The organism is Paenibacillus crassostreae, from assembly GCF_001857945.1.
GTDB classification, from domain to species: Bacteria; Bacillota; Bacilli; order Paenibacillales; family Paenibacillaceae; genus Paenibacillus_AQ; species Paenibacillus_AQ crassostreae.
In genome coordinates, this window is the sequence record NZ_CP017770.1 from 1,598,086 (window position 1) to 1,612,078 (window position 13,993).

Annotated in this window: 14 protein-coding genes; 8 read left to right on the forward strand and 6 right to left on the reverse strand. The window is 40.4% G+C overall.

The genetic code is table 11. From position 1 onward, the window contains the following. The first annotated feature begins 146 nt into the window (after positions 1-146). Together LPB68_RS07665 and LPB68_RS07670 are read left to right on the forward strand one after the other, a co-directional pair. Complete coding sequence (locus LPB68_RS07665) at positions 147-674, forward strand: phosphatase PAP2 family protein (RefSeq protein ID WP_068654268.1); 528 nt, start codon at positions 147-149, stop codon at positions 672-674. Positions 675-725: 51 nt separating this feature from the next. After that, on the forward strand, positions 726-1,859 hold the full coding sequence (locus LPB68_RS07670; protein ID WP_068654270.1) for an MGDG synthase family glycosyltransferase: 1,134 nt from the start codon (positions 726-728) through the stop codon (positions 1,857-1,859). A 42-nt stretch (positions 1,860-1,901) separates the two neighbouring features. Here LPB68_RS07670 and trmB read toward each other — a convergent pair whose 3' ends face one another. Together trmB and LPB68_RS23105 are read right to left on the reverse strand one after the other, a co-directional pair. After that, positions 1,902-2,642: a tRNA (guanosine(46)-N7)-methyltransferase TrmB gene (gene trmB / locus LPB68_RS07675; RefSeq protein WP_068654272.1), complete on the reverse strand. Its 741-nt coding sequence runs from the start codon at positions 2,640-2,642 to the stop codon at positions 1,902-1,904. Positions 2,643-2,883: 241 nt separating this feature from the next. Continuing rightward, on the reverse strand, positions 2,884-3,057 hold the full coding sequence (locus LPB68_RS23105; RefSeq protein ID WP_198402101.1) for a hypothetical protein: 174 nt from the start codon (positions 3,055-3,057) through the stop codon (positions 2,884-2,886). Between the two features lie 241 nt (positions 3,058-3,298). Here LPB68_RS23105 and mnmL point away from each other — a divergent pair, with 241 nt between their 5' ends. Genes mnmL through LPB68_RS07695 form a run of 4 tightly spaced genes read left to right on the forward strand, consistent with a single transcriptional unit; the run spans position 3,299 to position 6,806 of the window. After that, positions 3,299-4,252 (forward strand): tRNA modification radical SAM protein MnmL/YtqA, encoded by a 954-nt coding sequence (gene mnmL, locus LPB68_RS07680; RefSeq protein ID WP_068654275.1) that lies wholly within the window; start codon positions 3,299-3,301, stop codon positions 4,250-4,252. 1 nt (position 4,253) lies between these two features. Continuing rightward, positions 4,254-4,835, forward strand: a complete 582-nt coding sequence (gene mnmM / locus LPB68_RS07685) for a tRNA 5-(aminomethyl)-2-thiouridylate-methyltransferase MnmM (RefSeq protein WP_068654277.1) — start codon at positions 4,254-4,256, stop codon at positions 4,833-4,835. Between the two features lie 29 nt (positions 4,836-4,864). Beyond that, the gene (locus LPB68_RS07690; RefSeq protein ID WP_068654279.1) at positions 4,865-5,833 is read left to right on the forward strand and encodes a type I phosphomannose isomerase catalytic subunit; all 969 of its coding nucleotides are present in this window, start codon (positions 4,865-4,867) and stop codon (positions 5,831-5,833) included. A 46-nt stretch (positions 5,834-5,879) separates the two neighbouring features. Then, positions 5,880-6,806 (forward strand): alpha/beta hydrolase, encoded by a 927-nt coding sequence (locus LPB68_RS07695; RefSeq protein ID WP_068654281.1) that lies wholly within the window; start codon positions 5,880-5,882, stop codon positions 6,804-6,806. Between the two features lie 55 nt (positions 6,807-6,861). On the opposite strand, the gene LPB68_RS07700 is transcribed toward LPB68_RS07695, so the two are convergent. Both LPB68_RS07700 and recQ read right to left on the reverse strand, forming a co-directional pair. Further along, positions 6,862-8,643, reverse strand: coding sequence for a B12-binding domain-containing radical SAM protein (locus LPB68_RS07700; protein ID WP_068654283.1), 1,782 nt, complete (start codon positions 8,641-8,643; stop codon positions 6,862-6,864). Between the two features lie 17 nt (positions 8,644-8,660). Further along, the gene (recQ, locus tag LPB68_RS07705; protein WP_068654285.1) at positions 8,661-10,526 is read right to left on the reverse strand and encodes a DNA helicase RecQ; all 1,866 of its coding nucleotides are present in this window, start codon (positions 10,524-10,526) and stop codon (positions 8,661-8,663) included. A gap of 198 nt (positions 10,527-10,724) precedes the next feature. Between recQ and LPB68_RS07710 the strand changes: the two genes are divergently transcribed. Together LPB68_RS07710 and LPB68_RS07715 are read left to right on the forward strand one after the other, a co-directional pair. Next, positions 10,725-11,744: an RluA family pseudouridine synthase gene (locus LPB68_RS07710; RefSeq protein ID WP_068654287.1), complete on the forward strand. Its 1,020-nt coding sequence runs from the start codon at positions 10,725-10,727 to the stop codon at positions 11,742-11,744. 160 nt (positions 11,745-11,904) lie between these two features. Next, positions 11,905-12,093, forward strand: a complete 189-nt coding sequence (locus LPB68_RS07715) for a hypothetical protein (protein ID WP_068654289.1) — start codon at positions 11,905-11,907, stop codon at positions 12,091-12,093. Positions 12,094-12,207: 114 nt separating this feature from the next. Here LPB68_RS07715 and LPB68_RS07720 read toward each other — a convergent pair whose 3' ends face one another. Next, positions 12,208-12,528 carry a rhodanese-like domain-containing protein gene (locus LPB68_RS07720; RefSeq protein ID WP_068654291.1) on the reverse strand — a complete coding sequence of 107 codons (321 nt, stop codon included), beginning with the start codon at positions 12,526-12,528 and terminating at the stop codon, positions 12,208-12,210. Between the two features lie 125 nt (positions 12,529-12,653). Next, complete coding sequence (odhB, locus tag LPB68_RS07725) at positions 12,654-13,979, reverse strand: 2-oxoglutarate dehydrogenase complex dihydrolipoyllysine-residue succinyltransferase (protein WP_068654293.1); 1,326 nt, start codon at positions 13,977-13,979, stop codon at positions 12,654-12,656. Positions 13,980-13,993 lie beyond the last annotated feature (14 nt).

Below are 13,993 nucleotides of genomic sequence, written 5' to 3' on the forward strand. Positions count from 1 at the left end.
CATTGTAAGGTTTAATTAGAGGCAAAGTCAAAAATCAAAAGTCTTTGCTATAATCGAATATGATACAATAGGTAAGCTATCAGCATTCACACTAAGACATACCTTCAAATAAATGCCATGGCCTTGAGCCATAGGGGAGATATCACATGAAACAACTCACCTATAAATTTATAAGATTAGATCAACAGATATTTCAATGGATAAACCGTAGGCTCCATCATCGTTTTTTAAATTTCTGGTTATATTATCTCACCCATTTAGGTGGGGCAACATTTACTATTACGGTTAGCATACTTACTTGGGCATTTGCACCACTTCCATGGAGTACTACTGGTGCTCAGGCTGCTATTGCACTTGCTATAAGTCATATACCTGTTTCAATTGTAAAGAAGTTGTATCCGAGATTGCGCCCTTATATTGCTATTAAGGAGACGAATACATTCCGTAATCCTCTAAGTGATCATTCGTTCCCATCCGGTCATACAACTGCAGCTTTCTCCACAGCATTCCCTTTCATGCTTGCTTTTCCTGAATGGATGCCAGTATTCTTAAGTCTTAGTACAATTGTAGGTTTCTCTAGGATTTATCTTGGTCTCCATTACCCATCAGATGTTCTCGCGGGTGCCTTTATCGGTTCATCCGTGGCCTATATCACTGTTGCATTATGGACCTGAAATCGCTATGGTTATATTATGGAAAACCTTGCAGGAATAGGTGAGTGTAAATTGACTAAAAAAAGAGTATTGTTGTTATCTGAAGGTTTTGGTGCAGGGCATACTCAAGCGGCTTACGCACTCTCTAGCAGTCTACGAAAACTGTCACCTGATGTGAATACGAAGGTGATGGAACTTGGAAGTTTCTTGAATCCGAGAGTTGCCCCTTTAATTATTACAGCATATAAAAAAACGATTACTTCTCAACCAAGGTTGATAGGGATGATGTATAGACATCAATATAAAAAATCACTTAATCGCTTTACAATGTTAGCACTACATCGTATTTTTTATACCCATACCCAAAATATTCTTAATCAACTCCGACCTGACATTATCGTCTGTACTCACCCGATCCCAAGTGCTGTTATTTCTCGGTTGAAACGACTAGGTGTCAATATACCATTATGTACTGTCATAACAGATTATGATGCCCATGGCACATGGATAAGCTCTGAGGTAGATCGCTTTCTAGTATCTACTCCAGAGGTTAGGAACAAGCTATTGAACCGAGATGTACCGTCGACCAAAATCCAAGTCACTGGTATTCCAGTCCATCCCAATTTTTGGGAGCGTCCTAGTAAGGAAATGATCCGCGAGAAATTTCACTTAAATAATTTGCCTACTGTCTTAGTAATGTCTGGTGGATGGGGAATCATTAATGATGAAGTAATTAATGACTATCTTGTACAATGGAGCAATCATATTCAAATCATATTTTGTCTTGGGAATAATGAAAAGTCTCTGCAAAAGATGGAATCTAACCCTCAATTCAATCATCCTAATATTCATTTGTTCGGTTTCGTACGAGAAATTGACCAATTGATGGAGATTTCAGACGTACTTGTCACAAAACCTGGTGGAATGACATGTTCTGAAGGTTTATCCAAAGGAATCCCCATGCTCTTCCATCTTCCTATCCCTGGACAAGAGGAAGAGAATTGCCAATACTTCACTGCACAAGGATTAGGAGAAACTATTTCTTCCGTAGCTGTCATGGAGTCATGGATACACAAGTTAATACATGAATATCCCGAAATCAGCAAACGTAGACAAGAGAATCTTGAGACCATTGCCAAGTACTATCCGATGCAAAGTGCACAAAGCATTATAGAAATGCTAGCACTAAACAAGGTGCCCTCATAAGAGGGCACCTTGTTTAGTTGTTTCTATTGTTAGAAAAAGAGACTACGATTCAATATCTGGCTTATTTTCCTGTAAACGATACTTTTTCAATCGATCTTCTTGATAGCGCTGTAACGAATGTTCGCCAACCAACACTTCACAACGATGAATATCCATACCTTTACCTACAAATTTTGATTCATACTCTGTCATAACATTCCATTCTTGAATGCCCTCACGATGCAGGTTAAGTGAAATATTACTCATTTGCAATCCAACATCAGCAAATGAATTTAAAGAAAACTCGAATAGTGATTGTGAGTCTGTCTTAAGATGAATCTCCCCGTTTGAATTTAGAAGAGACACATACTTCTCTAGAAAACGCGGATGTGTCAAGCGACGTCTTGCATGTTTAGCTTTTGGCCACGGATCACTAAAATTAAGATATACGCGTTCTAATTCACCAACTTCAAACACTTCTTCTGCAAATTCAACATTAGCTAATGCTAATCGAAGATTCGGCGGTAGATCAATATTACGTTCAGACCATGCATGAAGTGCCTTCTCACTAGCACGTCTTACTAACTCATCATACATATCTATACCAATGAAATTAACATCGGTATTCTTATAACTCATCTGACTAATAAATTGGCCTTTTCCCATTCCAAATTCAACATGAATAGGATGGTCATTACCAAATAACGATGCCCATTTTCCCTTATATTCTTTAGGATCCAATATAACGAGTTCTTTCTGTGCCTCTAGACTTTCTCTTATACCTTTTCTACCACGTAAACGCATGTTTTCCCTCCGCTTTCCATTCTATGTGGACTCATATCAAGAGATCATTCCCGAATTCATCACTATTGCAATATTGTGCCGAAGTTACAACCAAAAGTAAAGAGCCATTCTTGCTTCTTATTCATTTAAGCAAAGAAAAAGAATTCTGATCACCTAAATAAATTAGGAAAATACAGAATCCTCAATCTATATATATGGAATTGGGGTCCAACAAATTTACGATCCGCAGACAGTTGCTTGGCTAATTCTTCTGGATATCAAATGTTTTCTCAAAAGCACTACGAATTTTCCTTTGGGCTGTTGCTTTCACTTCATGATTACCATTAAACTCTACACCTGTTAATGCAAGAGCCTCATCTGGTGTTAAATCAACTGCAATAACGTTTTTTTCGCCTAGCTGGGCTGTTGAATTCAAATGAATCACCTCACGGGTTTAATATGTTCCCTGACGCCATAAAATATGAATTCTTATTTCTAAATACCCTGTTTTTTGGTTTATGACGCAATATAATTCTAACATATTATGTAAATTATCTCAAGATTATAATATGCCTGCTCTATACGGATCAGACGTTGCTCACATTACTTTTCCTCTTCTTTTTGCTATAATAAAACACGTACGTTTTATACAAAGGATTTCATAAAAGGAGCACCTCATGAATCAATCGACTACAGCTAACCCATTATTATGGGGAGATAAAAGATTTCATACATGGAATTACGAAATGCATCAACAATTTAACGATAAGGTATTCAAAGTTATGCTAGATGCTGGCTTCACCTGCCCTAACCGAGACGGGTCAATCGCTAAAGGCGGATGTACCTTTTGTAGTGCAAGAGGGTCAGGAGACTTTGCAGGAAGCAGACGTGATGACCTGATCACACAATTCAATACGATTCGTGACAAGCAACATGTGAAATGGCCTAATGCACAATATATCGGTTATTTCCAAGCCTATACCAACACTTACGCACCCGTAGAAGAGTTAAGAGAATACTTCGAGTCTATTTTGGAACAGCCAGGTGTTGTTGGATTGTCGATTGCAACTCGTCCTGATTGTTTACCTGACGACGTAGTTGAATATTTAGCCGAGCTTAACGAGCGAACTTATCTATGGGTCGAAATGGGATTACAGACGATCCATGATTCCACATCTGAACTTATTAATCGTGCTCATGATACGCAATGTTATGTAGATGCAGTTGAGAAACTACACAAACACAATATTCGCGTATGTACACATATTATTTACGGACTCCCCCAAGAGAGCCATGAAATGATGCTGGAGACAGGTAGAGCCGTTGCTCATATGGATGTCCAAGGTGTAAAGATCCACTTGTTACATCTAATGCGTAAGACACCGATGGTTAAACAATATGAAGCTGGTCTCTTACGGTTCTTAGAGAAAGATGAATACGTAAAACTAATCGTTGATACCTTAGAAATCATGCCACCTGAGATGGTCGTTCATCGCCTTACAGGAGATGCACCAAGAGATTTACTTATTGGGCCTATGTGGAGTCTCAAAAAGTGGGAAGTACTGAATGCTTTTGATGACGAACTCAAAGCTAGAGATACTTGGCAAGGTAAATTCTGGAGGGAATCATAAAATGGGCTTTCTCTCCGTACTCAGCTTTGCTCATAAGATCGTTTCCGAACGAATCCAACCCGGAGATGTTGCTGTAGATGCGACAATAGGAACGGGAGCAGACACGCTTTTTCTAGCTAAATCAGTTGGTCCTAAAGGACTTGTATTTGGATTCGACATTCAAGAAGAAGCCTTATCACTTACTCAACAAAGACTACATCAACATACAGCCACTTCAATATCACCAGTCACCTTGCTTCTTCGTAGTCATGCAAGTATGAGGGAAGCACTGCCATTACATTATCATGGTAAGCTAGCAGCTATTATGTTCAATCTAGGGTATTTACCGGCAACGGATTCTAATAAAGAAATTATTACCGAAACGGATAGCACTATCACAGCACTTGAAACAGCACTTGAGCTACTACGTCCTGGTGGCGTACTAACCGCCGTGCTATATCCCGGACATCCTGGAGGGGACTTGGAGGCAGTGTCCGTTAGACAATGGGCTTCCACGATCCCCCAATCCGTTGCTCAGTCAATCATTTACCAACAGTTACAACGTGCAGATGCACCTTACACCATAGCTGTAGAGAAAAAATAAAGCACCTAAAATCGAAGGGATGATTTCCTATGATAAAACCTTATCCATTACAATTTCAACCTGAATTTAAAGAGCGTGTCTGGGGAGGTCGAGCGTTAGAACAGTTCGGTCTTGATATCCCTGAAGGTCATATTGGAGAAGGCTGGATGATTGCCGACCATCCGAATGGCACAACGACTGTAATGAACGGTGATCTTAAAGATCTAGGATTAGATCAAGTTCGCGAACAATTTGGTCAAGAGTGGTTTGGTAGTAAAGGCTTCTCTGAGATCAATGGCCGTTTCCCACTTCTAATAAAGCTACTCGATTGTAATGATGACTTATCTATACAAGTTCATCCAACAGATGATTACGAAGGACTACCCCAAGGTGAATTGGGTAAAACTGAAATGTGGTATGTACTTGATGCCAAACCAGGTTCCAAAATCATATACGGTTTAAATAATGGTGTTACACGTGAGAGCCTACAACTAGCAATAGCAAACGGAACGATTACAGATAGTCTTAGGGAAGTCCCCGTAGAAGCTGGAGATACGTTCTATATCCCTTCAGGTACGGTTCACGCTCTTTGTGCAGGTGTAGTCGTCGCAGAGATTCAACAGAATTCAGACACTACATATCGCTTATATGACTATAACCGTCCCGGCCTTGATGGAAAACCACGTGATTTACATATTGAAGATTCATTAAACGTTATTGCTTATGAAGGTTCAGGGGCTACCATGATGAAGACAGATACAGCGATTCCGGGAGAATGGCTTCAACTAGCAAAATCACCTTATTTCATCGTAGAAAAAGGTATCGTATCTGGTGCATGGTCATTGACAACCACACCTGCAAGCTTCGCTATTCTTGTCATTTGCGAAGGGCAAGGTAGACTGAATTGGGATGGCGGATCGCTAGACTATAAAGCGGGTCAATGCTTCCTATTACCTGCGAATTTGCTTCAGTATACACTAGAAGGAAATGCGACAGTCCTTCGTTCTTATCTGCCTTAATATTATTCGTTGAAAATATCTTTTCATATGGTGAGGAGGTATGTAAATGCAAAAGAACTCATTTACGCTTATTAATCAGCAGGCGATGACCCTTCACATCTATGAATGGCTTCCTGAGATTTCAATTCCAATCAAGGGTCTTGTTCAAATTGTTCACGGGATGGCTGAAACGGCAGATCGATATACCAGAGTAGCCTCAGCCCTGTGTAACGCTGGATATGCTGTCTATGCTCACGATCAACGTGGACATGGTAAGACCGCTAAGTGCATGAAAGATTTGGGTGACTGCGGAGAAGATGCCTTTAACGGGATGACCAATGATATTATCGAAGTAACGACATACCTGCAAAAGAAATATCCTTCTATGACCCACTATCTGTTCGGTCATAGTATGGGATCATTTTTAACACAACGAATTATAGAGCAACATGCAGAAGCCTATTCGGGATTTATTTTATCAGGTACGAATGGTCCTCGGTCTAATCTTGGTATTGCCAAAAACATCGCTCAGGTCCTCCTTAAATTTCAAGGAGCATCTCACCATAGCTTGCTATTAAATGCTATTGTATTCGGAAGATACAATCGAAGAATAAGCCCTGTACGCACTCCATTCGACTGGTTATCGCGAGATGAAGCTGAAGTGGACAAATATATCCAAGACCCTTATTGTGGTGAGGTATGTACAACGGGATTCTTCCGAGACTTTTTTGGATTATTAAAGGACATTCAACATCCAAGTGGATATCATAATATAACGAAGAACAAACCGATTTATTTATTCGCTGGTGATATGGATCCTGTTGGATCTTATGGAAAAGGTGTCACTCAACTCCATAAAATCTACCATGATTTAGGGGTCGTTGATCTTGAATGCCGACTCTATCCTGGTGGAAGACATGAAATGCTGAATGAAATCAATCGAGATGAAGTAACTACTGATCTTCTGGACTGGATAGAAAAACATACCAAATAAAACAACGGCTGAGTAATCCCATTAGGGACAACACAGCCGTTGTTTCATTCCTTATCTAACTTTGTGATAATGCGATATGTTCTAGTTTTTTCAAATACCAACGAGGTTGCTCACTCTCATCTTGTTGATACAGAACGATTAACAATGTTTGTTGATCCAAGCTATCAGATTCCATATCTACTTCACCCTCTAGCAATTCAGCCAAATCAAAGGGGAGTACATCCAGCACGGCATGCTTTTGTAAGCCTCTCTCATCTAATTGAAGTGCTGCAAATTCAGGTGATACATCTTCAGGATGTTCAATTAGTTCCTTCATGAATCTTGACCACATGTCCTTAGAAAGTCGAGAATCCCACCAAATTTTACGTGGTTTATATTTATGATTCAAGAAATAATCTAACTTCATCAGGCCTAATATCGTATCCATTCGACGAACCCCTCTATGCTCAAGGAACATTTGAAGACGAAGGAATAGATCTTCGAGCTGATGTCCTATCTTCTGCCAACCTTGTCCTTCCCAGTAATCACCAAAATCCTGAAAAAAGTCAAACGGAGAATCAAATTCATTCTTCATCAGATATTTCAATGTATGATCCATCCGATGGGCATTCCAGTACTTCTCCAATACATCCTCAAGCCGTTTTAAATGAATAATATCTGCAAAAGAAAGTTTGTTACTGCTTAAGATTTCATAAGGTGCGTATTCCATATATTTATACTCATATTTAGCTGCATCATTACGAAGTCCCGTTCCTCGCAGCATTTTAAGAAACCCTAATTGCAATTCTTCCGGTTCCATCGCGAATACATCATTAAAAGTTGTACGGAATGTATCATAATCCTCATCAGGCAATCCAGCGATAAGATCGAGATGCTGATCAATGTTACCGCATGCTTTGATTGTATTAACCGTACGAGACAGCTTCGTAAAATTCTGGCGACGCTTAACCAGTTCATTCGTAATATCATTCGTTGATTGCACACCGATCTCGAAGCGGAAGATTCCGGCTGGGGCATTATTAGCTAAATAATCTAGCACCTCGGGCCGCATAATATCTGCCGTAATCTCGAACTGAAATACACAACCACGATGATTCTCAATGATAAATTCGAACATCTCCATCGCATAGCTACGATTTATATTAAATGTACGATCGAGAAATTTAATGATCTTCGCGCCGTTATCGATCAAGTAAAGAATATCTGCCTTCACTCGCTCAATATCGAAATAGCGTACCCCAACTTCAATACTAGATAAGCAGAATTGACAGTTAAATGGACACCCTCTGCTCGTCTCAAAATAAACAATACGTTTACTTAGATCAGGAATATCCTCTGCAAAACGATAGGGTGATGGGAGTATATTCAAGTCCGTCTTCGGACGTGGAGGATTGATTATAATCTCTTGCTCCTTGCGATATGTTGCCCCATAGACGAAGTGAAACTTCCGATCTCCTTCGATGGTCTGCAGTAGATGATGGAACGTCTCTTCTCCATCGCCCATCACAATGTGATCCACATTCTGAATACGCTCCATCCAATGCTTACTATCATAAGAAACTTCCGGTCCTCCCATCACAATGGTAACTTCCGGCATGACTTGTTTCACAATATCGATCACTTTGATCGTCTCTTCAATATTCCATATATAGCAAGAGAACCCGATAACATCAGGTTTTCTTTGAAATAGATCAGACACAATATTCATTACGGGATCCTTAATCGTATACTCCGCAAGTTCAATGTCGAATTCTTTCTCGCTGAATGCTTTTAACAACCTAATCGCAAGCGACGTATGAATATACTTGGCATTTAATGTTGATATGACGACTTTCATGCTTCACACATCCTTATCTATTCGTAATCATCGATGAAATCTACTTGATTCTGGTTCTGAAAAAAATCTAGGAATGGCTTGCCATATTTACGGAACTTCACCTCACCTACACCTTTAATCTTCAGTATTTCTGACTCTGTCTGCGGACATACCACACTCATCTCACGAAGCGTTGCATCATTAAATATGATATAGGAAGGTACACGTTCCTTACCGGCAAGTTCACGACGAACAAGTCTTAATTGTTCGAACACTGTTTCATTAACGGCCGATGGTGAATCATCTCGTGTTCTTGTTCTGCTATAACCACTTAATCCAGCCGTCTTCGTTCTGGAAGGACGTGCTACTCGTTGCATAACTTGACGTTGCCCCTTTAGTACGTCAGCTGCTAACGATTGAAGCTTTAATACAGGATATTGCCCTTCAGAGAGAGCTAAATAGCCATCTGAAGCCAATACATTAATCACATCTGAGATTTCCTTCTCTGTTCGATTAGACATCGTTCCATACGTCGGCATACTTTCAAAACCGTACTGTAATACTTTCTTATTCCGCGATCCCTTGAGCACAGAAGCTACCATCGATACACCAAACCGTTCCCGCATCCGATGGATACAAGAGAATATCTTTTGCGCATCCACGGTCATATCGATTAATTCTCGATCATCCGTACAAGAACTACATGTTCCGCAGGGTTTGTCTTCATGAGCCTCACCGAAATAATCTAACATCGCATTGCTTAAACAACGATTGGTATAACAGTAATCCATCATCTGCTGAAGCTTACGATAATCATTATGTTTACGCTCGTCATCCTGCTGATTCTGTTCAATTAGGAACTTTTGAGTCATGATATCCTGTCCATTGAATAAAAGGATACATTGACTCGGCTCTCCATCACGCCCGGCGCGACCAGCTTCCTGGACATATGCCTCCATATTCTTCGGCATATTATAATGGATGACGTACCGTACGTTAGATTTATCAATCCCCATACCGAAGGCATTCGTCGCAACGATCACCCGGATATCATCGTATAGAAAACCTTCCTGACTAGCAGCGCGTTCATTATCAGTCATTCCGGCATGATATCGACCTGCAGAAATACCTGCACCTTGAAGGCGGTCATATAGTTGATCAACTTCCTTCCGTGTAGCCGCATAGATAATCCCCGTCTCATGTGCATGTTCTGCTGTATAGGCCATAACATACTCACGTTTGTTCTCGCCACGCAGAACAGTCATAGCGAGATTATCTCGTCCCAAGCCTGTAACGAACACTTGCGGCTCCCGAAGTCGTAGCAACTTCACAATATCGTCCATAACTTCTGGCGTAGCTGTTGCGGTAAAAGCCGCTACGATCGGTCGTTGTGATAGTCCCTCAACAAATGGCGCTACAGCCAGATAACTTGTACGGAAGTCATGCCCCCACTGTGAAACACAATGCGCTTCATCTACTGCTATACAAGAGATCGGTAAATGAGACATTTCTTCACGAAACCAATCCAACTCCAGACGCTCTGGAGCTACGTACAACAGTTTCAAATCACCCTGTGCAGCAGCACGGATGCGATCATTAACTTCTTTTCCACTAAGCGTACTATTAATAAATGCTGCAGGAATGCCTGCTGTTATCAGCGCATCGACTTGATCCTTCATCAAGGAAATCAATGGTGAAACAACTAACGTAAGTCCTGGCAACATCAACGCTGGAATTTGATAACAGATGGACTTACCTCCACCTGTTGGCATAATACCCAACGTGTCTCTATGATTTAGTACGCTTGATACTATGTTTCTCTGTCCCTCACGGAATTCTGGATAGCCATAATATTTCTGTAGATAATCCTGTGCTCGATCCAAAGTCATTGGTTCCATTGTCATTACTTAAACTCCTAACTATATTACTGATTGCTTATTCTTGGCATACCGATATTAATCATCATCCTATTATACAACTTTACTGAGCTTTAATCATTGGGAAACCTAAGTTAACGGGTGTGACATGCTCATTCATGGCATTGCGCAAGTACTCATGGTATTATTGGACAGTAAACTACATAAGGACGGAGAATTCATGAAATGAAAAATAAACAACGTTCTGGCCAAGGCCAACAACCATCATATAATAAAGCGAAAACGAATGTACAAGGTAATCGCAAGGGTAAATCAAGTCATCTTGTAAATAAATCCACATCATCACATCATGACAATCAATCACTTATCAAGCAGTATCCTGTTCATGAAGTTAGTGAACTGCTGGTCTTTTTAGTGAGTACGCTATCAAATGAAGGCCGTAATTCCATTAAATCAATGCTTGCACGTGGGCAAATCCTAGTGAATGGTCGACCGGAAACAGCTTATAACTTCCCCCTTCAACCCGGCAATACCGTGACCGTTTCTAAAGGTAAGATCGTGGAAGAAATCCCCCTTATTGGACTCCGCATTATGTTCGAGGATGATGATATTATTGTTGTGAATAAGGAAGCAGGATTACTATCTGTGGCTTCAGCCAAAGAGAATGAGCTAACGGCTTATCGCCAACTCACAGCACATGTACGGGAAAGCAATCCAAACAACCGTATATTCGTCGTGCATCGCCTTGACCGAGATACATCGGGTGTGATGATGTTCGCCAAGAATGAGGAAGTGAAGCAGACTCTTCAGAACTCGTGGCAGGATTCGGTCAAGGAGCGTACTTATATTGCATTAGTTGAGGGGAAAATAAAGAAACCTGAAGGAACGATCAAATCATGGCTTAAGGAAAGTAGCACTCTAAAAATGTACTCTAGTCCTTATCCCAATGATGGCCAAGAGGCCATTACACATTATAAAATGATCCAATCCAACAACTATTTCTCTCTACTAGAGGTGAACCTCGAAACAGGACGTAAGAATCAAATTAGAGTCCATATGCAGGATATAGGCCATCCTGTTGCAGGCGATAAGAAATATGGTGCGAAGACAAAAACCATTGGAAGACTAGGGCTCCACGCACAAATATTAGCGTTTGAACATCCTACTAAAGGTGAGGTTATGACTTTCAAAACAGACATCCCTAAAACATTCCTTCATCCTTTCCGACTATCTCCCACAACATAAACATACCGTGAAGATTAATAACCCAATTTCTAATCATCCTATTGGACATTAGAAATTGGGTTTGTTTTTAATGGATATTTTTTCATGTGAGAAGCATTATCAATTAGGTTAAGAGTATGATACAATATGTGGAATCCACTTGGAAAAAGGAGTCGAACATATGAACACTATGCCTATGCAACATGCCTCTTTGCAGATTGATGATTATTTAGACCTATTAAATTTCGCTAAAAAAGTAGAAGATATCAAATGGCAAAAAGAGATTATTCGTAAACTCGAAAGATTAAACAATTCTACCTTTTCCCCTATAGTATACAATTTAGAATGCAATCCTATTAACTACAAATAAAGAGTCTAATACCATAACCCTATTAGGTTCTTATATTTAGATTAAAATGAGGATGTCCATATGCCATATTAATGGCTTATAGCACATCCTCGTTTTAATATGAACTATTTACACCTACTCACCGAATATAACAGGTCCTTCCCACTCTAACATCCCGCCTGACATATTAACCACCTGATACCCTAGTTGAGTAAGATATTCGCATGCTCTAGCACTGCGGGCACCACTTCGACATACCACAATCGTTAATTGATCTGAGTCAAGTTCTGTATGACGTTCCTGTAGAGTCCCCAATGCGATATGTTTCGCTTGCGGAATATGCCCCGATTCCCACTCATCATCTTCACGAACATCAATAATATCTAATTTCACACCTTCATCTATCTTTGACTGTACTTCTTCAACATCCCATTCTTGAAAAGATGGTTTACTCATATATATCACTCCTATTCATTCATTAGAAACTGCTGTATCAACTCATTCATAGTAACAGAATTCACTCCACATTCCAAAAGAGGTAGACCACGGATGGCCTACCTCTTCCAGTCTAACGTATAGTCTTACCCTTCAAGTAACAATGACTCTGGATCTTCTAGAAGATCCTTCACTGCAACTAAGAACCGTACAGCTTCGCTGCCGTCAACGATTCGATGATCATAAGAAAGTGCGATATACATCATCGGACGATTCTCCATTCTCTCCTGATCAATTGCAATCGGGCGTAGCTGAATCTTGTGCATACCCAGAATACCTACCTGAGGAGTATTTAGAATTGGAGTGGATAATAAAGATCCGAATATCCCACCATTCGTTATTGTAAAGGTACCCCCTTGTAGTTCTGAAATATTCAATGAGTTATTCCGTGCTTTTCCTGCAAGTTCACCAATCTGCCGTTCAATCTCAGCGAACCCTAAACGGTCAGCATCACGTACAACAGGTACTACTAGTCCCTCTTTAGCAGAAACAGCTATTCCGATGTCGTAGTATTTCTTAATAAGAATATCTTCTCCATCAATTTCTGCATTAAGAAGAGGAAATGCTTTCAGTGCACCTACCACTGCCTTTGTAAAGAATGACATAAATCCAAGAGTTACATCATGCTTATCTTGAAAAGCCTGCTTCCGCCGCTTACGGATATCAAGGATGGCAGTCATATCTACTTCATTAAAAGTAGTCAACATAGCTGCCGTTCTTTGTGCTTCCACTAAGCGCTTAGCAATTGTAGCACGACGACGCGACATCTTCTCACGGACAGTTGGCTTAGCACTTACAGTTCCAATATCTTTTGCTGATAGGGATTGAACAGGTGTAGAGGGTACGGGAAGACTCACTCCGCTAGAACCTTCTTGTCCAGCAACTGGTTGGTTAGACTGGTTTCGTGGAGTAGTTTCTGCATGATTACGAACATTATCTTGATAAATACGTCCCTTTGTATCTCGTTCCTGCACAGTCTCTAGTTCGATACCACGTTCACGTGCCAATTTCCGAGCTGATGGAGAGGCTGCCAAGAATGAGGCTCCTTCTGCAACTGCTTCCTGTTCAGATGCTTTAGTAGAAGCAGGCTTCTTCTCCTGAATTCCTTGTTGCTGCTTCTTGTCATCAACAACGGTTTCTCCTAAAGTTGATACTTCAGCTGCAATACCAGCTTCACCACCTGATTGAACCCGTCCAATCACTTCTCCAATCTGTACGGTGTCTCCATTTTGTCGAAGAATCTTCTCAATGACTCCATCCTCTTCTGAACTGATCTCTAAATTAACCTTATCTGTTTCAAGTTCTAGCAGGATATCGCCTAATTTCACAGCTTCTCCTTCTTTCACATGCCATTTGTAGATGGATCCCTCAGTAATTGATTCTCCCATTGCTGGAACAATAATGTTATTCAAATCATCTACCTCCT

What these genes read in the sequence shown, in the direction of transcription:
- LPB68_RS07665 (WP_068654268.1), top strand. Translation starts at nt 147, where the DNA reads ATGAAACAACTCACCTATAAATTTATAAGATTAGATCAACAGATATTT.
- trmB (WP_068654272.1), bottom strand. Translation starts at nt 2,642, where the DNA reads ATGCGTTTACGTGGTAGAAAAGGTATAAGAGAAAGTCTAGAGGCACAG.
- mnmL (WP_068654275.1), top strand. Translation starts at nt 3,299, where the DNA reads ATGAATCAATCGACTACAGCTAACCCATTATTATGGGGAGATAAAAGA.
- mnmM (WP_068654277.1), top strand. Translation starts at nt 4,254, where the DNA reads ATGGGCTTTCTCTCCGTACTCAGCTTTGCTCATAAGATCGTTTCCGAA.
- LPB68_RS07690 (WP_068654279.1), top strand. Translation starts at nt 4,865, where the DNA reads ATGATAAAACCTTATCCATTACAATTTCAACCTGAATTTAAAGAGCGT.
- LPB68_RS07695 (WP_068654281.1), top strand. Translation starts at nt 5,880, where the DNA reads ATGCAAAAGAACTCATTTACGCTTATTAATCAGCAGGCGATGACCCTT.
- LPB68_RS07700 (WP_068654283.1), bottom strand. Translation starts at nt 8,643, where the DNA reads ATGAAAGTCGTCATATCAACATTAAATGCCAAGTATATTCATACGTCG.
- recQ (WP_068654285.1), bottom strand. Translation starts at nt 10,526, where the DNA reads ATGACAATGGAACCAATGACTTTGGATCGAGCACAGGATTATCTACAG.
- LPB68_RS07710 (WP_068654287.1), top strand. Translation starts at nt 10,725, where the DNA reads ATGAAAAATAAACAACGTTCTGGCCAAGGCCAACAACCATCATATAAT.
- LPB68_RS07715 (WP_068654289.1), top strand. Translation starts at nt 11,905, where the DNA reads ATGAACACTATGCCTATGCAACATGCCTCTTTGCAGATTGATGATTAT.
- LPB68_RS07720 (WP_068654291.1), bottom strand. Translation starts at nt 12,528, where the DNA reads ATGAGTAAACCATCTTTTCAAGAATGGGATGTTGAAGAAGTACAGTCA.